This is a genomic window from Candidatus Saccharibacteria bacterium (assembly GCA_016699955.1).
GTDB lineage: Bacteria > Patescibacteriota > Saccharimonadia > Saccharimonadales > UBA4665 > JAGXIT01.
Window position 1 is genome coordinate 36,734 of record CP064993.1, and the last position, 21,771, is coordinate 58,504.

At 48.6% G+C, this 21,771-nt stretch carries 23 protein-coding genes and 3 tRNA genes; 18 read left to right on the forward strand and 8 right to left on the reverse strand.

Annotated elements, in window-relative coordinates:
- Positions 1 to 76: 76 nt before the first annotated feature.
- The 3 genes from IPL85_00195 to IPL85_00205 form a co-directional block, all read right to left on the reverse strand.
- Positions 77 to 661 carry a phosphotransferase gene (locus tag IPL85_00195; protein QQS20412.1) on the reverse strand — a complete coding sequence of 195 codons (585 nt, stop codon included), beginning with the start codon at positions 659 to 661 and terminating at the stop codon, positions 77 to 79.
- 20 nt (positions 662 to 681) lie between these two features.
- The gene (locus IPL85_00200; protein ID QQS19877.1) at positions 682 to 837 is read right to left on the reverse strand and encodes a hypothetical protein; all 156 of its coding nucleotides are present in this window, start codon (positions 835 to 837) and stop codon (positions 682 to 684) included.
- 239 nt (positions 838 to 1,076) lie between these two features.
- Positions 1,077 to 1,153, reverse strand: a tRNA-Lys gene (locus IPL85_00205).
- Between the two features lie 99 nt (positions 1,154 to 1,252).
- Between IPL85_00205 and heR the strand changes: the two genes are divergently transcribed.
- From heR to IPL85_00250, 9 genes are all read left to right on the forward strand, one after another.
- Positions 1,253 to 2,014, forward strand: a complete 762-nt coding sequence (heR, locus tag IPL85_00210) for a heliorhodopsin HeR (GenBank protein QQS19878.1) — start codon at positions 1,253 to 1,255, stop codon at positions 2,012 to 2,014.
- A gap of 105 nt (positions 2,015 to 2,119) precedes the next feature.
- Positions 2,120 to 3,136 carry a ribose-phosphate pyrophosphokinase gene (locus IPL85_00215; protein QQS19879.1) on the forward strand — a complete coding sequence of 339 codons (1,017 nt, stop codon included), beginning with the start codon at positions 2,120 to 2,122 and terminating at the stop codon, positions 3,134 to 3,136.
- A gap of 57 nt (positions 3,137 to 3,193) precedes the next feature.
- The gene (locus tag IPL85_00220) at positions 3,194 to 3,685 is read left to right on the forward strand and encodes an NUDIX hydrolase (protein ID QQS19880.1); all 492 of its coding nucleotides are present in this window, start codon (positions 3,194 to 3,196) and stop codon (positions 3,683 to 3,685) included.
- Between the two features lie 280 nt (positions 3,686 to 3,965).
- A complete protein-coding gene (locus IPL85_00225) occupies positions 3,966 to 4,535 on the forward strand; it encodes a hypothetical protein (protein ID QQS19881.1) in 570 nt (189 codons plus the stop codon).
- Between the two features lie 98 nt (positions 4,536 to 4,633).
- Positions 4,634 to 5,314: a response regulator transcription factor gene (locus IPL85_00230; GenBank protein QQS19882.1), complete on the forward strand. Its 681-nt coding sequence runs from the start codon at positions 4,634 to 4,636 to the stop codon at positions 5,312 to 5,314.
- The gene (locus IPL85_00235; protein QQS19883.1) at positions 5,311 to 6,309 is read left to right on the forward strand and encodes a HAMP domain-containing histidine kinase; all 999 of its coding nucleotides are present in this window, start codon (positions 5,311 to 5,313) and stop codon (positions 6,307 to 6,309) included. The genes IPL85_00230 and IPL85_00235 overlap by 4 nt, the downstream gene beginning before the upstream one ends.
- A gap of 34 nt (positions 6,310 to 6,343) precedes the next feature.
- Positions 6,344 to 7,213 carry a hypothetical protein gene (locus IPL85_00240; GenBank protein QQS19884.1) on the forward strand — a complete coding sequence of 290 codons (870 nt, stop codon included), beginning with the start codon at positions 6,344 to 6,346 and terminating at the stop codon, positions 7,211 to 7,213.
- A 205-nt stretch (positions 7,214 to 7,418) separates the two neighbouring features.
- Positions 7,419 to 8,270: a DMT family transporter gene (locus IPL85_00245; GenBank protein QQS19885.1), complete on the forward strand. Its 852-nt coding sequence runs from the start codon at positions 7,419 to 7,421 to the stop codon at positions 8,268 to 8,270.
- Positions 8,271 to 8,300: 30 nt separating this feature from the next.
- Positions 8,301 to 8,377, forward strand: a tRNA-Arg gene (locus IPL85_00250).
- Between the two features lie 857 nt (positions 8,378 to 9,234).
- Here the strand turns inward: IPL85_00250 and IPL85_00255 are convergent.
- Positions 9,235 to 9,537, reverse strand: a complete 303-nt coding sequence (locus tag IPL85_00255) for a hypothetical protein (protein ID QQS19886.1) — start codon at positions 9,535 to 9,537, stop codon at positions 9,235 to 9,237.
- On the opposite strand from IPL85_00255, the gene IPL85_00260 reads away from it, so the two are divergent.
- From IPL85_00260 to IPL85_00290, 7 genes are all read left to right on the forward strand, one after another.
- Positions 9,529 to 9,672 carry a hypothetical protein gene (locus tag IPL85_00260; GenBank protein ID QQS19887.1) on the forward strand — a complete coding sequence of 48 codons (144 nt, stop codon included), beginning with the start codon at positions 9,529 to 9,531 and terminating at the stop codon, positions 9,670 to 9,672. The genes IPL85_00255 and IPL85_00260 overlap by 9 nt on opposite strands.
- An 86-nt stretch (positions 9,673 to 9,758) precedes the next feature.
- Positions 9,759 to 11,204: an ATP-binding protein gene (locus IPL85_00265; protein ID QQS19888.1), complete on the forward strand. Its 1,446-nt coding sequence runs from the start codon at positions 9,759 to 9,761 to the stop codon at positions 11,202 to 11,204.
- A gap of 346 nt (positions 11,205 to 11,550) precedes the next feature.
- Positions 11,551 to 12,114, forward strand: a complete 564-nt coding sequence (locus IPL85_00270) for a nucleotide-binding protein (protein ID QQS20413.1) — start codon at positions 11,551 to 11,553, stop codon at positions 12,112 to 12,114.
- 11 nt (positions 12,115 to 12,125) lie between these two features.
- The gene (locus IPL85_00275; protein QQS19889.1) at positions 12,126 to 12,473 is read left to right on the forward strand and encodes a hypothetical protein; all 348 of its coding nucleotides are present in this window, start codon (positions 12,126 to 12,128) and stop codon (positions 12,471 to 12,473) included.
- A 236-nt stretch (positions 12,474 to 12,709) separates the two neighbouring features.
- Positions 12,710 to 14,788, forward strand: a complete 2,079-nt coding sequence (locus IPL85_00280) for a right-handed parallel beta-helix repeat-containing protein (GenBank protein QQS19890.1) — start codon at positions 12,710 to 12,712, stop codon at positions 14,786 to 14,788.
- 16 nt (positions 14,789 to 14,804) lie between these two features.
- Complete coding sequence (locus IPL85_00285; GenBank protein QQS19891.1) at positions 14,805 to 16,652, forward strand: carboxypeptidase regulatory-like domain-containing protein; 1,848 nt, start codon at positions 14,805 to 14,807, stop codon at positions 16,650 to 16,652.
- A gap of 2 nt (positions 16,653 to 16,654) precedes the next feature.
- Complete coding sequence (locus IPL85_00290; protein QQS19892.1) at positions 16,655 to 17,110, forward strand: cupredoxin domain-containing protein; 456 nt, start codon at positions 16,655 to 16,657, stop codon at positions 17,108 to 17,110.
- A gap of 169 nt (positions 17,111 to 17,279) precedes the next feature.
- Here the strand turns inward: IPL85_00290 and IPL85_00295 are convergent, their stop codons facing one another.
- The 4 genes from IPL85_00295 to IPL85_00310 all read right to left on the reverse strand — a co-directional run bounded on the left by IPL85_00295 (position 17,280) and on the right by IPL85_00310 (position 20,065).
- Entirely contained in the window at positions 17,280 to 17,702 is a 423-nt protein-coding gene (locus IPL85_00295) for an Hsp20/alpha crystallin family protein (protein ID QQS19893.1), read from the reverse strand.
- 97 nt (positions 17,703 to 17,799) lie between these two features.
- A complete protein-coding gene (locus IPL85_00300) occupies positions 17,800 to 18,252 on the reverse strand; it encodes a hypothetical protein (protein ID QQS19894.1) in 453 nt (150 codons plus the stop codon).
- 26 nt (positions 18,253 to 18,278) lie between these two features.
- A complete protein-coding gene (locus tag IPL85_00305; GenBank protein QQS19895.1) occupies positions 18,279 to 18,791 on the reverse strand; it encodes a dihydrofolate reductase in 513 nt (170 codons plus the stop codon).
- Positions 18,788 to 20,065, reverse strand: a complete 1,278-nt coding sequence (locus IPL85_00310) for a hypothetical protein (GenBank protein ID QQS19896.1) — start codon at positions 20,063 to 20,065, stop codon at positions 18,788 to 18,790. Before IPL85_00310 ends, IPL85_00305 begins: the two co-directional genes overlap by 4 nt.
- A gap of 52 nt (positions 20,066 to 20,117) precedes the next feature.
- On the opposite strand from IPL85_00310, the gene IPL85_00315 reads away from it, so the two are divergent.
- Together IPL85_00315 and IPL85_00320 are read left to right on the forward strand one after the other, a co-directional pair.
- Positions 20,118 to 20,194 (forward strand) — tRNA-Arg (locus tag IPL85_00315).
- 338 nt (positions 20,195 to 20,532) lie between these two features.
- Complete coding sequence (locus tag IPL85_00320; protein ID QQS19897.1) at positions 20,533 to 21,558, forward strand: hypothetical protein; 1,026 nt, start codon at positions 20,533 to 20,535, stop codon at positions 21,556 to 21,558.
- Positions 21,559 to 21,771: the final 213 nt, after the last annotated feature.

The window sequence follows — 21,771 nt, forward strand, 5'->3', positions numbered from 1 at the left end:
CATACTCAGCTCGTTGACGTTCGTCATCCGGACTTCAACTCTCCGAATAACTCAAGCATTGTAGACGCAGTTGCAGCTAAAATAAATCCGAGTGCTGTTCAGTCCACCTTGCCCGTTTTTCGACTTCCTCTAGGTCACCATTTGCCACCCAATCGGCTTGTGGCTGGATACCTCGCTTTGCAATAGATGCCTCAAATTTGCCGACTTCTCGTTGCAAGGCTGCCACCTTCGATACAATATCTTTTATGATTGGCGTTCCGTATGCTTCTAAGAATATCTTGATACGTCGTTTTCTATCAGGAATTGTCTCGAAGTGATGCCACTGGATTGCAGTTTCGTCACCACGGAATGGTGCTGAATACTCAAGGGCATAAAGTATGTCGTACTCAGGAGTGTTTGGATGAGCCAAGTCCCAATCAACGATACCAACTGGCTTGCCATCTTTCCAAACTATATTCCAAGGACCAAAGTCGCCGTGGCAGATTATCTGGCCCGGATTTAGTTTTTTTTGACCGTTTGCCCATTCAAGATTTGACGGTGGTTTATAGCCACCAACGGCATCGTGATAGGCTCTTAGTAATTTTGCATAGCTACGGAGACCATCATCGTTAGTAATGTTCTTCCAACCTTCCTTCCCTGATTCGCCCTCTATATGACTCAGTACCTCTCTGCCCTTGTCATCTACGCCAAAGTGCTCAGGAGAGTAAAATTTACGGAATGTAGATAGTCAAGCAGGTCATGCACAGCTGGCTGCCAAAACTCACTCGGGCGGTGTACTTTGTCGCCGATACGGACGATTGGGTGCGACGCATTGCCTGTTAATTGTTCTTCTTGCATAACTTAACTATATCACTCACATCTCTGTTTATAATCGTGAGTGATTTGGAGGGCCAGCGGGGACTTGACCTACCTTCGGCAGGCCCGCAACTTCACGGCAGCTAGCACAGCTTGCTCCGGAAGATTGCCTTGCGGACTGCCACTGGCAGTCCTCACCCGGACACCCTTTTGGAGTGTTCGGTATCAAGTCCACGCGAACCATAGTAAAAGCCCCGTTCTTGCGAACAAGGCTTTTACTATGGAGGGCCAGCGGGGACTTGAACCCCGGACACCCTGCTTAAGAGGCAGGTGCTCTAACCAGCTGAGCTACTGGCCCGATTGCGGTGACGAGGAGAAGTGTACCAAAACACCCCTGTTTTTTCAATACGTCGGTCTGCTGCTGGTACGAAGATCTCATGAGTGGTACACTAGATACATGAAGACAATTACAACAAAGTCGCTGAAACAACTAAATATAGCCGCGGGGTTTCTACATCTTGCACAAGGCTTGGCGGTCTTGCTGCTAAGTAAATCCTTTGCGATACCCGTTTCTGGCAATTATCTTTCGTTTGACAAGGCCAGTGAATCGCTACTCCCCACTACAACGACCCTGTTTGACGTCCAGCTGCCCTGGCTGATTGCCTTTTTCTTTTTCTTATCCGCACTATTTCACTTTGTAATTGCCACCGTATACAACAAAACCTACACTGCCGACCTCAAGCTAGGCCTAAACAAACTTCGCTGGGTTGAGTATTCACTTTCGGCCAGCGTCATGATGGTTGCCATAAGTATGCTAGTGGGTATATATGACTTCAGTAGCCTGCTCATGATATTCGGACTTACCGCCATTATGAACCTACTTGGGCTGGTCATGGAAGTACACAACCAGACTACAAAACGTACAAACTGGCTCAGTTTCAATCTTGGTACACTAGCCGGTTTGATACCATGGATCGTTGTTGCGTTCTACATGTGGCTGGGGGCTGCCAACGGCAGCGCCGCACCGACATTTGTATACTGGATATTCGTTTCAATTTTCATCTTCTTCAGCTGTTTCGCCGGCAATATGATTTTACAATACAAAAAAGTAGGTCTTTGGCGAGATTATATTTACGGCGAACGCGCCTACATTGTACTGAGCCTTGTAGCAAAAAGTCTGCTAGCATGGCAGGTATTTGCTGGTACGCTTCGCCCATAGGTTTCTACTGTCACTCACAAAACAATTTGTCATCGGTTGCATCACAGCTGCGAATCTTTATACTGAATGTTAGGACAACAAAGCGCTGGGAGGTCGCGGCAGTGTATGGTTCACAAAATAACACTTAACCCAGATGATTTATACATCGTAAGTGGTACTGTACACCCACGGCTGGCCGAAGACGCCGCTGCGGCTATGGGTCTCACGCTTGGGCCACTTACCACAAAGCGTTTTGCCAACAGTGAAATGTACGTGCAATACCGCGAATCAGTGCGCGGCAAGCACGTTATCATCATTCAGACATTTGCCAACGATTATAAACGAAACCTTTCCGTTAATGATGCACTCATGGAAACGATGCTACTTATTGATGCCGCCTACCGGTCATCCGCTCGTGAGATTACGGTAGTTATTCCCTACTTGGGCTACAGCCGTCAAGACCGCAAGGCGAAGGGTCGTGAACCAATTTCTGCAGCAGTTGTCACACACATGCTTCAAACAGCCGGCGCACATCGACTCGTTACTATTGACATGCACTCACCACAAGTCCAGGGAACGTTCCATGGACCATTTGACCATCTTGTGGCAGAACGTCTCATTCTCGAAGGACTGAAGGAGGAAATGGGCGACCGCGACCCCGAACTATTCGCCATCGTTTCTCCTGACACCGGTCGGGCAAAAGACTCAGAACGGGCGGCCGATTTGCTCGGGATTCGTTTGCGCCATCTGCAAAAAACTCGCGACCGTCACGACTCAAGCAAGCTCGTTCGCCCCAAACGTTTACAGGGCGTGGAGGGTCGTATATGTTTTATGACCGACGACATGATAGACACGGCCGGAACACTCATTACCGCGGCCGAAACATTGAAGAAGTCTGGTGCTACTGCCGTCATTGCCAGTGCGACGCATGCTTTACTTTCCGACCCGGCTATCGAACGGCTGCAGAGTAACGCCATAGACAAACTCATAGTCACCGACACCGTGCCTATCGACTACGCCAAAAAAGTCCTGAGCGACAAGCTCACCGTTCTCCCTGTTGCGCCCATGATTGCCGCTGCCCTCCACGAAGTTGCCACCGGCGGTTCCGTCTCCGATTTGTTCGAAGGCCGCAATTATTTTTAGGCCACCCTGCCTTGTTTATTGCCAGAACTTGCAGATAAATTTAAACAGGATATCAGTATGATCCATTGTGAGTTTGAAGATTCGAGTCCCGCGCTGCTGCGTCATGTCACGGTGAATTGCCTAGTGTTAAAAAATGGAAAAATCTTACTAGGTAAGCGAGCCGCTGGCTTGCTTGAAAGTGGCAAATGGGGACCATTGGGTGGATTTATGAACCGAAACGAAACAACTGCTGAAACTGCCGAACGTGAAGTCATGGAAGAGTCTGGCTGGCGTATAAAGAACCTTCGTCTGCTTCGGATCAATGACAACCCCAACCGCCCAAATGAAGACCGACAAAACATAGATTTTGTGTACGTTGCAACTGCGGTCGAACAGACGGGTTCAAAAGACTGGGAAAATGAGGAGATTCGCTGGTTTTCGCTGACCGCCTTGCCACCATGTGAACAGATTGCATTTGACCACTATGAAAATATTGAGCTGTATAAAACTTACCTTGAGCATTCTTTCAGCCTGCCGATTGTGGGTGCTCTTCCGTCTCGTAAAGACTAAACTCGACATACCTAAAAACACCCCTCGTAATTTTACTTGGGGGGATGTTTTCTGAACAACCAGCAGACAAACTAGGCAGACAAACCCAGCAGGCTTGCCTCTCACTCTCTCACGCATATCGCACCAGACAGCCCGCTCGGCCGGCAGAGCCGAGAAGCACTACTGGCTATTTTACTCTACTTATGCGAAATGCTTGGCTCTCAGAGTTTTCTCATACAGCATGAGTACACTGACCTTACTATCTGCAGCATAGTACCATCAACGTAAACAAGGAAAGCCTATGAAAAAAACTATTATCGCGGCAAGTATTGCCACTGTTATCGCAGCAACCGGTGTAGCCGGGCTGGCTAGCGCAGCTACCCAAAACGGTACTGGCTCAATGCCTAGGTCAAGTCTGGCAGGCGCAATCGCAAAAAAATTTAATCTACAAGAAAGTGATGTACAATCGGTTGTCGATGCTGACCGAGTTCAAATGCAAGCGCAGCGCGAGACAGAAGCAAAAGAGAAGCTCACCCAGCTCGTCAAAGACGGCAAGCTCACTCAAGCGCAGGCTGACCTCATCAACGCAAAACGCGCTGAGCTACAAAAAAGCCGTGAGGCAAACCACGCAAGCATGGTTAGCAAAACTGACGCCGAGCGTAAAGCAACGATGGACGCCGAAAGAACAGCATTAGACAAATGGCTTGCGGATAACAACATCCCGACCGACTATCGCTATCTCGTGCTCGGCGGCTGGCGTGGTCATGGTAGCCATAGTGAATCTGGTGCCCCGCGTGATGGCCAACGAAACGGTGCTAAACTCGGTTACGGCTCCACCTCGGCTGGTTCCAAAACAACAGACAACCAATAGTTTCACCGTGTAGCCCAAAACACCCCCAGTAATTTTAACGGGGGTGTTTGCTAATTTCTCAGGTATAATTCAGGTATGGTTTTTACACTAGAGGGTCTATGAAACTACTACTCATCGAAGACGAACCCAAGATTGCCCATGCTTTAAGGCGCGGGTTAGAACAGGAACATTCAACGGTTGAGGTTTGCTCTGACGGTCCAAACGGGCTTGCCGCAGCACTCGGTGATGAGTACGATGCTATCATTCTTGACCGCATGCTGCCTGGCGGAATGGACGGCCTAGAAATCTGTGAAAAAATCCGTTCCCAAGGCGTAAAAACACCAGTTCTTATGCTGACAGCTCGCGGCCAAGTTCACGACCGTGTCAACGGGCTCAACGCCGGGGCGGACGACTATTTAGTGAAGCCTTTTTCTTTTGAGGAGCTCCTGGCACGCCTTCATGCACTCACTCGCCGCCCACATGATGTTAAAAACAGTCTGCTAGCCGCTGGCGATCTTAGACTAGACACCGTAAGCTACGATGTTCGTAGAGCCAACAAACCAATTACCCTATCGCAAACAGAATATGCGCTGCTTGAGTATTTACTTCGCAATAAAGACCGTGTGCTTTCAAAAGATAACATCATTAACCACGTTTGGGATTTCGACGCAGACATCTTGCCAAATACAGTCGAGGCGTACATTGGATACTTGCGCAACAAAGTCGACAAGCCCTTCAAAACAAAACCCCTTATACATACCGTGCGGGGGTTCGGCTATAAACTTAGCGAGCTCATATGAGACATCCGCTGTTCCACTCGGCTACACTTCGTTTGACAGCGTGGTATACGCTGATTTTGCTTTTCATTAGCATCGTCTTTAGCTTAATTCTCTTACAGCTCTCTACCCACGAGCTTGGTCGTAGTTACCGGCTGCCCCGCCCCGGCGAAATGCAGCAAGGACGGCTTGACGATGACTTTCGCGCCTGGCGAGAAGAACGACTAAGTGAAAGTCGGCAGCGCCTGGTAGGCCAACTCGTCCTATTTAACCTCGCAGTTTTAACATCTGGCGCGCTTGGTAGCTACATTCTGGCACGGCGCACACTACAGCCGGTGGAGGATGCACTCGAAGCACAAACTCGCTTTAGTAGTGATGCTGCGCATGAACTTCGCACCCCACTCACCATTATGCAATCAGAAATAGAAGTTAGCTTACGAAGTAAAAACGCAACTAAACAATCTCGTGAGGCACTTTTACGCAGCAGCTTGGACGAAGTTCAGCACATGCGCACCCTAACCGACCGGCTTCTGTTACTCGCCGATAATAACGACATGCCCCTGGCCCCAAATTTATTGGAGCCCATTGCTATCGAAGCCGTCAACCGCGTGATTCCACTGGCGCAAGCTAAAAAAATTAGCGTAGACAATAGTGTCGGCGCAATAACCGTGATTGGCAACGCCGAAAGCCTTACCGATACCCTCATAATACTGCTCGAAAATGCCATAAAATACAGCCCCCCGAAGTCAAAAATTATTCTCAGCGCCAGTGCAAAAACAAAGCATGCCGAAATTTGCGTCAGTGACAACGGCTCCGGCATTGCGCCAAAAGACCTACCATACATTTTTGACCGCTTCTACCGCGCCGATACCTCACGCAGCAGCCAAAATGTCGCCGGCCACGGTTTGGGTCTATCCATTGCTAAACAAATCATAAATGCCCACAATGGTCACATTTCTGCACATAGCAATCCTCGCGCCAAAGGCACATCGTTCACCATTTCCATCCCTCTCGCTTAACCCGGCTTACTCTGTAACGTGGTATACTAATGTAATGAAACAAGCAATTCGTCTCTCGCTGCTTGTAGCGTTGGCTGTGGTTTTGACCGCTTCACCGGCGTTTGCAGCGAGCAAACCATCTTCACCACGTACCGTTTCGCCACTGGGTATAGACATATCTTATCCACAGTGCAAAAAGACTGTCCCGAGCAGCCAGGCTTTTGGCATTGTCGGGGTCAATGGAGGCACGGCTGCTAAGCCAAACCCCTGCCTCGCCAAACAACTAACCTGGGCAAGTAAATCGACCGGCTATGGCAGTCAAGACAAGATACAGCTCTACGTCAACACCGCCAGCCCCGGCAGCTACATTAGCAGCATCGACACTTGGCCGACAAGCAATGCCGACCCAAGTAACTTTACACCATTTAACCCATACGGGTCATGCCTTGGTACGGACACTACTGCTTGCGCCTGGCAGTACGGCTGGAACCGTGCTTACGCGGCAGTAAATGAATACTTTACGCCCGCCGCCAAACAGGCTGGCATAGACCACGACTCATCGAAATACGTTTGGTGGCTCGACGTTGAAACGATTAACACATGGCACGACGGGTCTGAATTTGAAGGTTTTGAAAAAAATGTTGCTTCGCTCGAAGGCATGACAAGCTACTACGACGCTATCGGTGCGAAGGCTGTCGGGCTTTATTCAACAAATTACCAATGGGGGCTAATTGTCGGTGACGCTGTAGGCGAAACAAGTGTTCTGCAGAACCGTAACACCTGGTATGCACTTGGTAGCGCCACAAAAGAAACTGCCAAAGCCGCCTGCACGAGCGACAAATACCATCCCCTGACTAAATCCAGCGCCATTGTCCTCACCCAATTTGTGGCGAACAACCTCGACTACAACCACTCCTGCGTGTAATCATTTCAATAACCACGCATTTCGCACTTTAAAGCTTATGTGCATTTTCTCCTCGAAGCACGGAAGGAGCCGTACTAAGGTACGGCGAGAGAGTACTAAGAAAGGAAAAATGTGCAGGAGCTTAAAGAAGCCAGCAGTGCTTGACGGCTCTGCCGGCGAGCAGGCTGGCTGTTGCGATATGCGTGGAAGGATGTAAACTAATCCCATGACTTGGCAAGTATACATTGCTGTTTCTGTCTTATTGCTTTCGGTAGCCATATTGTTGCAGAGAGTTATTTTGCGCAAACACACTGTAGATGCTGTGGCATTTGCAGGAACTTTTCAGTTGCTCGTTGCCGTCGTAATGCTTCCGTGGGCGCTCCTAAACGGACTCTCCTTTGAGGGGTACTCCTCACAATTAGTACCAATAATACTTGCGACGCTCGGCTTCGGCATAGGCTCGGTTGTTTACGCACAGACGCTCAAACACGTTGATGCATCTGCCTTTTCGGTGCTGTTTGCGACGCAGGCAATATGGATTATGGTCGCCGGTATGTGGCTCTACCACGAGAAGCTGACTTGGCCACAGGCAGTCGGTGCCTTGTTTATTTTTGGCAGCGTTGTTTTGCTAACAGAAACGCGGAAAGGATTTCGCAGCCAGCGAGGTCTATTGCTTGGGTTACTCACCGGTTTGTTGTTTGGTATTGGCATTGCTGCTTCCGCCTACATGGTACGTGAAGTTGAACCAATTACGTGGATTTGGTTTTCGTTTATTTTGGGTGGCCTAGGCTCACTGCTGGTAAAACCAAGTAAAATTCCTCTCTGTAATAAACTCATCCGCGGTAAAATATTCCGCAGCATGCTAGTTCTTTCTGCCATATACGCACTAGGAACTGCTGCCATGAACTACGCGTATATTGAGGGTCCTTTTAGCCTTGTCGCTCCTATTCGCCAGACGGGTATCATCGTCACCGCCTTGCTCGCCTTTGCCTTTTTGCGCGATGAACGTAATAACATTGCCCGTAAGCTCGTCGCCGTCGCTATCTGCACCACCGGTGTTGTTCTTCTAGTGGTATAACCTCAAATCTGTTATACTGAACGGTGTTATGCGCCCGTAGCTCAGTGGATTAGAGTACTTGGCTTCGAACCAAGGGGTCGTAGGTTCAAATCCTGCCGGGCGTACCATAAGGTTTTTCTGCTTCTTTCTGTGATTTTATTTTCTAGGAAGAAGTTTTCTATATCTGTAATTGGTTCGAAAATCAGGCTAAGTTCAGTGGTTCGAAAAGTACGGTCTGAATTTACAAAGATTCCATGCTGGAAAACCATTTTTTGGAACCGCTGCCTGTCTTCCAGATGTGAGCCAGTCCAAAGCCTTTGAGTATTGGATATGAACCGCACGGCTTCATCAGCAATGCCTTCCTTGTTCTGCTCGGTAATTTTCAGCTTGCTACGCTCATCCTCAAGCTCCAAGCGTTTTAGCATTATTCGCTCTTCCTGCTGCTGGTAGATGTCTTCGGCGATTCTATCGTCCACAAACTTATCAATAAGCTTATTCTTCCTGTCCTCCAATTCCGTCAGCTCCCTATCCACCCTGCGACGCCGGTCTTGCACCTCCCTGAACTCGTGATTCCACCTGCGGAGCACAATCTCCCTAAACGCCTTAGAAATCCAGGCTGCTGGCTGCACCAAGTTCAATAACGGCTCGAACTCGACATGTGGTGCCTGCTCCTGGGATATGCGAACGGTGGCTCCAACAGTTTTCTTGGTACATTTGGAACAATGATAGGCAGGGTAGCTGCCATTCCTGCCTTTGGAAACGCTTGCAGTCAGAGGGTATTCGCACAAACCACACTTCAAGTATCGCCGTAGTGGAAATGTAGTATTACGCCTTTTTTCTGGTGCTACATTCCGCTTTTTGCCAGCCAGCTTCCTAAACTCTTCCACACTGATAATCGTCTGCTCGTTCATGGTTGCCGCTTTAATACAGCCACAAAATCAGTCAGAAACTGCTGCGGAGTTGGCAAGGAAAAACGCACCGTTAGCTAGTCGTCTGCGGGGTTCGAAAGAGTTGATTCGTACTTGACTAAATACTTGTTGAGCTTGCGTATGAGGTGCCGACTCTGTGAGTTTTCCAGGTCATTTAGATTGCTGCGAATTATCCATATAAGCTGTTTGCGTGCCAGCTGCACAACGCTCTTGATGCCGATATGTTCTTTCTCGGAGACAATTGCGAACCTCTCTTTGATTGCACCCTTGAGAAACGACTTCGTATAAAACTCGTGCAGCTTCGTTGTGCTGGCAGGGACAACTTTCTTTGCCTTGAGGTCATCAATTGTATGCACCATGTCAGTGTTTTGGAGCAAAAACTTGAAGAATATGTATCTGCTACTGCCCGTTCCATCAAATCGGTACAGCAGTTCATTGCCACCGTTCCATTACTGCCACGCACGACAAGCACTGCCTGTGCAAAACTACCTTAATTATAATTAGTACTTCACAGAGTACCAATAAGGGTATATATTAGTACATTGTAGAGTACTAGAAATTCTTATGCTAAGGAGGTGTTATGAACGACCAGCTTACTAGATACATCCAAAGACAGTTACTGTTAGGTGAGTCAATAATGCGTTCCAAGAACAAAAATGGTCGAGGACGCACCCTGCCAACACGAACAATGATAGTGCTCGTACAAAAGTACATCCGAGACTTTCTATCGAAAAATCCTGGCACCAAACGATGGGTTATTCTGCCTGGTCTAAGGGGCGTTGGCAAAACCACACTACTGGCACAAAGTTACCTCTGGCTAATGAACCAAGCCGATGACAGAATCAACATCATATACGTGTCTCTTGATGAAGTTGTCGAGAAGGTTGGCTCTGACCTGTCAGCGCTGCTGGACGAGTACGAACGGTTGCTGGGTCAAAGCTTTGAGCAGCTCGATAAACCGACATTCATTTTCATCGACGAGGTACAAACCGACCCTAAATGGGCTAGAACACTCAAGTTCTTGTATGACCGAAGCCCAAACATATTCTTGATTTGCTCAGGCTCGTCAGCCGTACACTTACAGATGGATGCAGATATTGATGGACGAAGAGCGGTCACGGAAAAACTGTTCCCACTAAGCTTCCCTGAATACCAGGTCTTAGCCAATGATGTTCTACCAGCAAAAGGACTCAAAAACCAACTAATCCGCAGCCTCTACTGTAATAAGGACGCTGAGTCGGTATATAAAGACCTGCAAGGTATCAAGCTTGCCGTTGACCAGCAGTGGGCAAGGTATAACCGAAACTCGGTAACAAAATACCTCCAAACTGGTACGATACCCTTTACGCTCGGCGAGACTGACGTAAGACAGGTTTACTCCGCCATTAACGCTATGGTAGATAAAATAATCTCTGTCGACCTGCAAACGCTTAACCAATTCAAGTCTGAAACGGTTGGTGCATTGAAGCGACTGATTTTTGTACTTAGCGATTGCGATGTCATGACTTATGAAGCGATGGCAAAAGCCGTTGGCGTAAGCCGAGGGCAGATTATCAATATGCTCGATGCCCTAGTCAAGGCAGAGCTGTTAATAAAAGTTCCAGCTCACGGTAGTAACATTACCGCCACCACAAATCCATCTAAGTATCTTTTCATGAGTCCAGCTATAAGAGCAGCGTTTCATGACATCGTAGGCTTGCCAGACACGGTTGCCGCCAGACAAGGTAAGCTGCTAGAAGATGCCGCTGGACTGCACTACTATCGGGAGTTCGTTACTAAAAAAGTTGGTAGCATTACCCATCCCTTCGATAAGGACGGTGGGCAGTGTGACTTTATCCTGAGAGTCGACAACAGCAGGCAGATTGCAATTGAGTTTGGACTCGGCACCAAAGGCTATAAGCAGCCACTCACTACGCTCAAGAAATTCGGAGGTAACTATGGGGTGGTATTTTCCGAGAGTCCTCTGGGCATGGACGAAAGCAAAAGCGTCGTAACAGTACCCCTGGATTACTTCTGGTGCATGTAACAAACTTAGAAAGGAATATAATACAATTATGGCAACAAGAAAACCACAAATACCGCAAGAAACTCCTAAGCCTGAACTAACAATCTCTCGGAGTGAAGCTAATGATAAGCTGAGCGACAGAATTAGCCTTGGGAAGAAAATCCATGACACTGACGTGCAGTCCGAGGGCGAGCTTGATGCCTTGAAGTCAGAACGCAAGAATTGGCATGATTATAACAAGGAGCTTCTCGGCACTATTTTTAGTAATGAAAAAATTGCGAAAGAATACGAGAGCAACTCTCATGGAGTTATGTTCATGGGCGGAACAAGAAGTCTCGGACAAGAGATTGGCGACTTTCGTGAGAGTATGCAATATAAGCTCAACTCCTTGCAATCAATAGTCGGTAGGCTTGAGCTATTTCCTGAAACAGTGCCCAGCCACACTAGCCAGTCACAGCCAACCATTACGAAGCTAGCCGAAGGGAGTGAGGCTAACATTTTTATCGTGCATGGACATGATAACGAACTAAAAGAGCAGACCGCTAGACTGGTTTCAGACTTGGGGCTCAAACCAATTATCCTGCATGAGCAAGAGAACAAAGGTCAGACACTTATCGAAAAACTGGAATCAAACGCTAACAAATCATCGTTTGCCATCGTGCTTCTTACCCCTGATGATTATGGCTATTCCGTAGAAGATGGGCTCGAAAAAGCAAGACCAAGAGCACGGCAGAATGTAGTATTGGAGCTTGGTTATTTCATTGGTAAACTTGGTCGGTCACGAACTTGTGCCCTGTACAAAGGTGTTGATGCTCCAACTGATTTCGATGGCGTTGTTTATACACCAGCAGACGAGGCACAAGCCTGGCGATATACCGTTGCCAAGGAGCTGAAAGCCGCTGGGTACAAGATAGACATGAATAAACTTTAACGGAGCTAAGCATGGATCTCGAACAATTCGTATCAGACGTACTCAGCCAGTTGGATGCTGCGGTGGAAAAAGTCGACAAGTCCAAAACTCAGTTTGCTATCAATCCAGTAAACGGTATCGACTTCGATGTTGCAGTAACGGTTTCGTCGAAGGATGCTGGGACGACGGATAAAGATGCTAGCCTGCGTGTTAAGGTAGTTGGTGCAGGCTTCAAGCTGTCTAACTCATCTGAGACGGCATTGGAAACAAGCTCACGAGTAAAGTTCAATGTATCCGCCAGAAAAGTCAGTGAAAAACGGACAGGAGTGGTAAACACCAAACCGCATAAGCCATCCTTTTCTCCTGACACCAGATACTAGTTGTTAAGGTTCTAATACCATGCGTTACTATATTGCTGGTGCCGACAGTAGTGACTGATTCGCCAGCTCATCCCATCGCAACAGTTCGGACTTGAGCTGGTTCCAATTAGAAACCCTAAACGCGTACTATTTATAAACAAGTTATCCACATCATAAAATGCTTGTGGTTGCAAATGTTTTTGCGTAAGCATACACTACATGTACCATCGTTGAGGTGATCGTTACCGCAAGGTAACGTGTGGGGACTCAGCAATGAGAAACCACTGAAAAAGCCCGGCTTGCCCGGGCTTTTTCATAAGTTTGTAGGGGTATTTGGCGTACTCGGCATAGTGACACTGCTCATCACAAAGGCGGCAACTCCGACGGCCGCAGTCGAAACAGAGAACGGAACAACCAACGCCAACTGTATAGTTACTGACGCGGCAGCTTCAGGAGGCAAAGCGATTAAATTTGGCAATTCTGGCTGCGGTACGCCTGTTTCGGGTGGCACAGGTGGGGCATATGGTTCGACGATTCCGGACACCAACTATCCAGTTCCTACAGCCAACGTTATTTTTATGTCGCCGAATGGAGATGATGCAAGCGCAGGGACATCACCCAGTGCTCCGGTTAAAACCATTGGCACCGCTGTCAACAAGGCATCATCCGGCTGGACGATTGTCATGCGCGGGGGCATTTACAGAGACAGCCACGCAAAAGTAGTCAATGGCGCCTACACGAAACTGTCAAAGAACATAACTATTCAGGCATACCCGCACGAACAAGCTTGGTTTGACGGTACAGATGTCGTTACCAGCTGGACAAGCGACGGTCAGGGACATTGGTCAACTGCGTGGGATACGCCGGATTTTTGTCATGAATGGCAACTTGCAAAATCAGGGGGCTACTATCAACAAATCTGGCCATGGAATGGTGGCACGCCATCTGCAGCAGGTCCTTGCGTTCACAAGGACATGTTCGTAACATCCGACCCAAACGCCGACCCCGACCCACAGATGGCATTTCGTAACGGCACCGCCCTCAAGCAAGTCGGTTCTCTGGCGGCGGTCAGCGCAAATACCTTTTTCTTTGATATTCCAAACAGAAAAATGTTCATCGGAACCGACCCCAGCGGCCAAACAATTGAACTCGCCAAGCGGCCAGTTGCGTTTGTGCTAGAAGGCGGAGCAGGCGGCAACATCATCCGCGGCATTGGTTTTCGTCGTTTTGCAACCAACGAAAAAGTTGAAGGCAGCTACACGCACGGATCGTTGTTTATTAATGTGCCAAACGTAACATTTGAAAATAACACAATAGCCGCAAATGCAGGCGCCGGGATTGGCTACGGCACGCCAAAAGGCGCCATTTTTCGAGGAAATATTGTTGCAAACAATGGCTATGACGGCATGTCCGGCAATGGTTCTGTCATGACGGCAGGTTCAATAGACAATTTACAAATTCTGAACAACGTCTTCTACGGCAACAACGCTGCACTTTTTGGGCTCAACTGCAACATATCGTGTGGTCAAGCCGGCATAAAGCTCGCTCACATCGCTGGGTATACTCTGAAGAATAACTTATTTGAAAACCAGATGGGCAGTGCCCACGGCTTTTGGTGCGATATGGCATGCGTCGATGGTGTCCATGTCAACAACGTTCTGAAAAACAACGGCGGCGCCGGCATCTACTACGAGATATCCGACCGAGGTATAATTGCCTCTAACCTGGCTATTGGCAATAAGGCATACGGCATAAAAAGCGGCAGTGCAAACACAAAAGTGTACAACAATACATTGGTCAACAACCGAGTCGGTATGCTTATCTACGACGACAATCGTTACCCGGGCATGTACACGGCCGCCGATAACCACACCTGGAACGACGCCGGTCCAAGTACCGTCAACATGGAGGTCGCCAATAACGTCATGTACACAAATGCAACGACAGCGTCCGGCCATATGATTCAGTCGTGGCGTACAAGTAGCGATACGACGAACAATACCGGGCCAAACACGTTCTACAGCATTTACGATGCAAACTCTTACTACCGGCCAAACGGCGCGTACTACATCGCTGAGTGGCGGGACGGTACTTCTCCTTCATTTACTTCAGTTTTGGCACTACGAGGAGCTCATCCTTTTGTTGAAACAACAAACGCACAAGACATAAGCGACGGATCAAACCCATTTGCCAACCTGGCAGCGGGTGACTACAATATCCGCCCAGGAGCCACCACGGGAGGACGTGCTCTCCCGAGCGACGTTGCAGCCAAAATTGGCGTCAGTGCCGGGGGCACTACCCGCGGCGCCTACAGATACTGGCCGAATGGAAACTAATATGGGACACATTAATATGCATACAACACAGAAAACAACCGCTATCTCCGTTATTACGGCAGCCATTATTGGTCTCTTGGTCTTTGCCCTCGTTCAGTTTAGCCCTAGCGCATCCGCTGCATGTGCTGCACAGTCATCAGACTATGGCAGTAGCACTACCACTATCACCGTACCTACTACCGGAATGTACCGAGTCTGGAGCAGGATGCAGGTTCCAGACACAATCAATACTTCTTACTTGCTTGAAATCGATGGCGGTAATTGCTATACCGTTAGCGGGAATAACCTCGTGCCAAATACATGGACTTGGGTCGACTCTCAGAACGGTTCAGTTACAGCCAAAATAGACGTCTCACTTGCCGCTGGTAGTCACACGTTGAAGGCAATTGGGAACAAATCGGGTGTTGGTTTGGACCGTATTATCTTAACTGGCGATACGGCATGCGTTCCCAGTAGCACGGGCGACAACTGCGCATACCCGCCAGATACGACCGCACCATCCGTCACTATCACTGCTCCAGCCAATGGGGCTACCGTTAGTGGCACGGTTTCAGTAACCGTTAACGCTGCCGATGACTCCGGCGGTAGCGGTATCGCAAAAGTTGAGTTGTATGTCGACAGCATACTTAAGGCAACTAGTACGGCCACCCCATATTCCTTAAGCCTCGCCACTGCAAACCTCTCAAACGCCTCCCATAGTCTTACGGTCAAAGCCTATGATAAATCCAACAACGTCAGTACCATGTCGCCGGCGGTCAATGTCACCGTTCAGAATGGTGATTCAACCTCTCCAACCGTCACTATCACTACGCCGCAAAATGGCACGACAGTAGGTGGCCTAGTAAACGTGGCAGCAACCGCGACTGACAATGTCGGCGTCACTAAGATAGAGCTGTATGTCGATGGTATGCTTAAAAGCTCAACAAATTCTTACGTCTGGGACACGACTGCTACATCAAATGGCTCACACAGTATCCTTGCCCGAACCTACGATGCGACCGGCAATAGCGCCACCCAGACCGTACAGGTTACGGTCCAGAACGGTGACACCTCCCCCCCGTCCGCGCCAACCGGTGTGACCGCTACTGCGACGTCCTCTGGTCAAATTACCGTTACCTGGCAAACTAGCACGGATAACGTGGGCGTTCACCACTACTGTCTGGCTCGGAACGATGGGATGAATATGTGCCCAGGCGGCACTGCGATGAGCTATAACGACACGGCCGTTCTGCCAAGCACAACCTACACGTACCGCCTAACAGCCTTTGACGCTGCCGGCAACTTCTCTGCGGCTTCCACACCAGCGGCCGCAACAACACCTGCCACACCCGACACAACTGCACCCGCAGTACCCATCGGCGTTACCGCTGTCGCCATAAGTCCAACTCAGATTAACCTTACCTGGCAAGCTAGCACTGATAATGTTGGCGTAGCTGGGTATGATGTATTTAGGAACGGCACAAAAATCGCCTCTATAACCACTACTAGCTACGGCAATACAAATCTCGCCGCCAGCACTTCGTACACTTACACTGTCGTTGCCCGTGATGCTGCTGGCAATAGCAGCTCGCCTTCCGTTGCCGTTTCTGCAACGACCCTCGTTCAACCGAGCTCAACTGGTACATTGACTGGCGTCGTTTCAGGAGCTAATGGGCTGGTTTCAAATGCCAAAGTAACATTTTCTTTCAACGGTGCAAGCCACACTTACTCCACAAACAGCAGCGGGGTATATGTCGCCCCTGACATTCCGTCTGGAACATACTCTGCTCGATATTCAGCAAAGCGTTACATAACACAGACTAAAACAGTCACCGTAAATGGCGGCGAGATTACTACGCAAAACATAACCCTTGTGAGGAGATAAACATGTCACAAGAAGTCATTACTCCTAGCATGCCCGAAACGACCCCTACCAAAACCAAAGCAAGCAAAAGAATAGTCGTGCTCGTAGTCACCGCCCTCGCGTTACTTACTGGGGCAGGTTATGCGACGCTACAACATAGATCATCCAACCAGACTGAGACCGTGAGCACAGCGACTCGCAAAATTGCCACAAATGTCAGCGTTAATTCGGAGGGCTTTTCGCCCGCCACTCTCACTATCAAACGCGGACAGAGCGTCATTTGGGAAAATACAGATGACCAGCCCCACCAGATCGCCTCTGACCCCTATCCTCAAGCAGATGGCCTCCCCGGTCTGACAGCTGATGGCCCCATTCTAACCAATGAAACCTATGCATTCACATTTGATAAAGTCGGAACATTCACTTACTACGACCATCTAAACCCAGAAAAGTTTCACGGCACCATAGTTGTAAAGTAACCCCAGATAGGTCCAAACGCCGACAGGCGGGCTCGCCCCACCCGTGAAGGCTTCTCGCTCGCTTGCGTCCAAAGGCGCTAGCAGCGGTGTTTACACCGAACCCGAGATTAAGTAGGTTTTTCGCAAAAGAACCAGCTGTGATGCTGGTTCTTTTTTAGTCGTAGTGTCTTTACTTTTTGGTAATTGCGATTTTTTTGGGTGCCGGGAGCTCTTGGAAAGGCACTGTTACTTTTAAGACGCCATCTTTCATGTCGCCGACTATCTTGTCGAGGTCCGCCACCTTGGGAAGTTGTATGCGACGATAGAAGCTACTGCTGCTTTCGCGCACCACGTATTTTTTAGTCTTGTCTTTTTCTTCCTCATGACGCTCGGCCGAAATGACGAGCATGTTGCCATCCACGTGGACGTCTACGTCTTTTTCGGCGAAGTTTGGCAGGTGCACTTCCACCACCATTTGTTTATCGTCTTCTGTGTAAACATCGGTGGTCGCGAGCGCCATACGCTTGCTTGGTACCAGCCAGTCATCGCCAAAAAAATTGCGTTGTAAGGCTTGGAGATCCGCAAAGGGATCGAACGGAACTAATTGTGTCATAGTTTATTTCCTCCTCTTTACTTCTTATGTGAGCTTTTTCTCACGCATATAGTATACAAAAACTGGCACTCTAGTGTCAAGAGTGCCAACGCAGTTATCACTGAATTTTGGCGCGTAACGTTCTGTAATCGCTGCGGAGTGTGCCGCTACCATCTATTATCTGGTGCAGTGTTCGAAGGTCTCGGTGTAGGAGCATATCCCGTATCAGCCGCACGCCAAGCAACGGAAGTGGCGTTCTTACCTGTTCGGTCAAAGTAACTAACCTATCGCTAAACACGGCTATGTCGCGCCGCTCGCTTCGACTGAGGGCTTTAGGCGCGAGCATCCGTGCCATTAGTGTACTTAACAACCAGGCAACGCACGCAACGAGCATCAAGGCCGTCAGTGCCACAAAGCAAATCACCCACCAACCGCCGTATGTTGTCATAAACCACCCTGTAGCGATTAAAAGACAAGCTGAGACGACAGCAGGAACCGCAAACAAACGTGTAACATGCCGAAGGAGCAGCACAGATGCAACTGCTCGTAGCAAGGGAATGTCATTGCGCATGGGTACAGTTCACCACATTTTTTGTTTTAGCGCTGTGAGCGGGCATACACTTCGTAAGTATACTGTGGCTCCCCTGGCTGCGGTGAGCCGGCCGTGGCGGAGATAAGGCGGAAGTGCTTGAGCCGTTCGACCACTGGGTAAAATTTGTCGCAATCGTAATTGGCATCGATACGGGTAATATAAACCTCGTCGGGTTCAATTTCAGCAATACTGCCATTCCATACATCTTTGCCAGCTGCCTGCATATCCGCAAGAAAGTCATGGAGCGAGTGAACAATTGTGACGCCAGGTTTATTCTCGAGACTGCGAGATGTTAGTACATACAGATGCCGTCCGGCAGGCGGCCAGGCGCTGACACCCTCGCGCTCGGTCAGTCCTTTCATCATGGCCTCATAGGTACCGCGGCCAATAAGTAAATTACCGCCGAAACGTTGCGTTTGTTCATGGAAATACGCAATATCTTCTGGGATATTCCACGGCGTAGCCCCGCCCTTTGCCATACCACCGTTTCTGTCGACTGCCACAATATCCCGAATCATTTTAGCTCCTTGCGACGTTGGCGCAGTTGAGAAATCAGGAAAAAAGAGCCGGTAATAACGCCAATGTCTTTTGTTTTCTCCAACAAAGCTCGGTACGCCTCTTTTTGGTCGACAATGACATGGCATTTCACCCCATTTGCCTCTAACACGCTGACAATTTCACTTGGCGGCATGGAGAGAATGGGTAAATCTTGCGCTTTAGTGAAGCTCGTGACTATGATTTCTCCGGCATATTTTTGCAACAACGGCGCAATATCGGTGATTTCTTTTCCCTTTTTTAGTGCAAATAAAACAGTAGGTTTAGTGCCAGGGAATTTTTCTGAATAACTATGCCAGAACGCCATCATTTTCTGGCCATTGTGCGCACCGTCCATAAGGATAGTCTTCCCAGCTATATTCCGAATGTCCATCCGTGCAGGTACTTGCAGTTCTTGTGTTTTTTGCAATTGTGTCGCAGTAATAGCAAGCATTCCGTCGCGTATTGCCAACCATTTATACGCCGCAAACGCGAGTAGCCAGTTGCGTTTTTGGTACTCAGGCATATTTGGTACAAAATCCCCACCGTAAGCATTTTTGAGTCTGCCTTGTTCAAACACTAGCAACTCGGCATCTTCTTGCTGGCTCGTCCAGTACCGCACAACCTGCATGATTTCAGAATCTTGGCTATACATTAGCGCTGTATTGCCCTGGTGTATGATGCCTGCTTTTTGGTAGGCAATCTTGCCCAGCGTATCGCCAAGCAGGTCAGTATGGTCAAGACCTATGTCGGTTATTACACACAGCTTGTCCCTGCGCGCTGCGACGTTTGTGCTGTCTTCTAGCCCACCCATTCCGGTTTCGACAACGGCGTAGTCAACTTTTTCGCGGGCAAAAACCCAGTAGGCAAACGCGATCAGCACCTCAAAACGGCTCGGCGTCTCGGGTACGTCCGCCAGGGTTTCTACAAATTCACCGAAGTATGCGCAGAACTTTTTTTGGGACAGTGGTCGCCCGTTCAGCTGAATACGCTCGTTCATACTATCGACATATGGTGAGATGGTTAAGCCAACTTTGTACCCTGCGGCCGTGAGCAACGCAGAAGTGTAATACGCAGTAGAAGTCTTCCCGCTGGTACCGGCTATGTGCACCACGCGAAGCGACTTTTCGGGGTTGTTTATATGCGCCATGAGCCGCTCGGTACGCTCAAGCGTGATGTGCTGTCCGGTTGTACGTGCCGTTACCTCGTCATACGGCCGTAACGCTTTTTCTACCTCAAGCAAAGTCGTCATTTTCACCCCATTACAGTAGCACACCTCTGTTAGTAATGATATAATTCCACCCGGTTGCGCGCCCGTAGCTCAGCTGGATAGAGCGTTGGTTTCCGGTACCAAAGGTCGGGAGTTCGAATCTCTTCGGGCGTACCAATTCCCAGTTTTTGATAATGCAATGACCGCTTCAAACGGTTGCTTAGGTGTAAACTGCAGTTTTTCACCCTTTAAGGTTGCTTTCGCAAATATAATGTCCGGTAGGTAGCGTTTTTGCTGTACTTTCGTGCTTTCAGCGTTAAGTAATTCTATGGAACGGCTACATACATCAAATAAGTAACTTACACTAATAACAAATGACCTATCGCCCGCACTGTAGTCTTGTAAATCATCAAATTGTTTTTTCTGACGCTTTTCGATCTTTTTGACTATACGTTCAAATAAGTCTAGTGGTGTCGTAGCGATGTTCATACTTAACATGGTATGATTTATATATAATGAATGAAATAATAGGTAGTAGTGCTCTTTATGACCAGACGCCCGAACACCTAACGCCGTTGGGGGCGGGCAATTTGGGAGATCAAAAATTGCATGAAGGTCAGGAAGCAGCAGAAGCATTGACAGCGGCTTATAGGGGATGGCTTGAAAGGCGTGGCATTGACCCAACAAGCATACCTCATTTTACAATGAGACAACGAGAGTTTGATCTGTTCAGAAATGTGCCCCCCAACTATATTGGCGATACTCGCGAACTATACCACATACCAAGAGACGATCAAGACGGTTGTCAGTATGCATTAGTAGATATAGAACCTGATGACCCCAACCTGCCTCCTAAACCCCTGCTAGTGACAGTAGATGAAGTAGATTTTGGAACAGTGATGGATCGTGAACAAATCGATAGTGATTTTCAAAACCCCGACCCTGATCCGAATAATCCTCTGACACCTAAGTCGGGCGGTGCGTACAGAACAGTCAATATAGCGGAGACTATCTCTACGTCAACGCAAGGACTACAAACGTTTGCGGTAGAATTAATGAGAGGGAAAACCGTAGACCCTTTAACTAGCCATTACGGAGATATTGGAGTCCGAGCTGGCGGACTTGCAGCTGATCAACAAGATGCATATGTCTGGACGACCTCACCGTTTGCTAGATCTGTCGAGCTGACAGTAGCCTTCCCTAGCCAGTATGATTCGGTATGTATAGTGCGCGGCCAAAGATGCGAAGCGGCAAACGGTAAAGCTGGCATGGCTCAAATTGTAAATCCAGAGGTAGTATTCAAGATTGACGGTGAAAATCTAAGAAAGTTGCAGCTAGTATACAAGAGTCTTTACCTTGAGCCGGACTTTGCGCTGACCGAAGTACAACGACGAGAACGCGACGAGCTTTTTAACAATCACTTGGCTAATCAAATTTCTCATCAAGCAAGTAACAATAGAGCTAGGAAACAGGAGGAGGAACAACATGCGCGTCGCAGACGGCAACAACCTTTACGAGCGCTTCAAATCCCACGCCCTTGAGACAGGAACTGCGAAAACAGGAAAATCTAAAACAATACACAACACAGAGCTGGGTAGCTTGCTTTCTAGCCAAGTTACAGAAGAACGCCCCAAAAAATCCCTGCGGCAGGGTTACAGTAATGAGTTGAGGATCTATTTCTCAATTTTACTGATAAGTCAGTTGAGGTGAAAAAAAGCGGATGCTTGCCACAAGGTGTGATTTTTCGCCGCGAA

What these genes read in the sequence shown, in the direction of transcription:
- IPL85_00200 (QQS19877.1), bottom strand. Translation starts at nt 837, where the DNA reads ATGCAAGAAGAACAATTAACAGGCAATGCGTCGCACCCAATCGTCCGT.
- heR (QQS19878.1), top strand. Translation starts at nt 1,253, where the DNA reads ATGAAGACAATTACAACAAAGTCGCTGAAACAACTAAATATAGCCGCG.
- IPL85_00215 (QQS19879.1), top strand. Translation starts at nt 2,120, where the DNA reads ATGGTTCACAAAATAACACTTAACCCAGATGATTTATACATCGTAAGT.
- IPL85_00220 (QQS19880.1), top strand. Translation starts at nt 3,194, where the DNA reads ATGATCCATTGTGAGTTTGAAGATTCGAGTCCCGCGCTGCTGCGTCAT.
- IPL85_00225 (QQS19881.1), top strand. Translation starts at nt 3,966, where the DNA reads ATGAAAAAAACTATTATCGCGGCAAGTATTGCCACTGTTATCGCAGCA.
- IPL85_00230 (QQS19882.1), top strand. Translation starts at nt 4,634, where the DNA reads ATGAAACTACTACTCATCGAAGACGAACCCAAGATTGCCCATGCTTTA.
- IPL85_00235 (QQS19883.1), top strand. Translation starts at nt 5,311, where the DNA reads ATGAGACATCCGCTGTTCCACTCGGCTACACTTCGTTTGACAGCGTGG.
- IPL85_00240 (QQS19884.1), top strand. Translation starts at nt 6,344, where the DNA reads ATGAAACAAGCAATTCGTCTCTCGCTGCTTGTAGCGTTGGCTGTGGTT.
- IPL85_00245 (QQS19885.1), top strand. Translation starts at nt 7,419, where the DNA reads ATGACTTGGCAAGTATACATTGCTGTTTCTGTCTTATTGCTTTCGGTA.
- IPL85_00260 (QQS19887.1), top strand. Translation starts at nt 9,529, where the DNA reads ATGCACCATGTCAGTGTTTTGGAGCAAAAACTTGAAGAATATGTATCT.
- IPL85_00255 (QQS19886.1), bottom strand. Translation starts at nt 9,537, where the DNA reads ATGGTGCATACAATTGATGACCTCAAGGCAAAGAAAGTTGTCCCTGCC.
- IPL85_00265 (QQS19888.1), top strand. Translation starts at nt 9,759, where the DNA reads ATGAACGACCAGCTTACTAGATACATCCAAAGACAGTTACTGTTAGGT.
- IPL85_00270 (QQS20413.1), top strand. Translation starts at nt 11,551, where the DNA reads ATGCAATATAAGCTCAACTCCTTGCAATCAATAGTCGGTAGGCTTGAG.
- IPL85_00275 (QQS19889.1), top strand. Translation starts at nt 12,126, where the DNA reads ATGGATCTCGAACAATTCGTATCAGACGTACTCAGCCAGTTGGATGCT.
- IPL85_00285 (QQS19891.1), top strand. Translation starts at nt 14,805, where the DNA reads ATGCATACAACACAGAAAACAACCGCTATCTCCGTTATTACGGCAGCC.
- IPL85_00290 (QQS19892.1), top strand. Translation starts at nt 16,655, where the DNA reads ATGTCACAAGAAGTCATTACTCCTAGCATGCCCGAAACGACCCCTACC.
- IPL85_00295 (QQS19893.1), bottom strand. Translation starts at nt 17,702, where the DNA reads ATGACACAATTAGTTCCGTTCGATCCCTTTGCGGATCTCCAAGCCTTA.
- IPL85_00300 (QQS19894.1), bottom strand. Translation starts at nt 18,252, where the DNA reads ATGCGCAATGACATTCCCTTGCTACGAGCAGTTGCATCTGTGCTGCTC.
- IPL85_00305 (QQS19895.1), bottom strand. Translation starts at nt 18,791, where the DNA reads ATGATTCGGGATATTGTGGCAGTCGACAGAAACGGTGGTATGGCAAAG.
- IPL85_00320 (QQS19897.1), top strand. Translation starts at nt 20,533, where the DNA reads ATGAATGAAATAATAGGTAGTAGTGCTCTTTATGACCAGACGCCCGAA.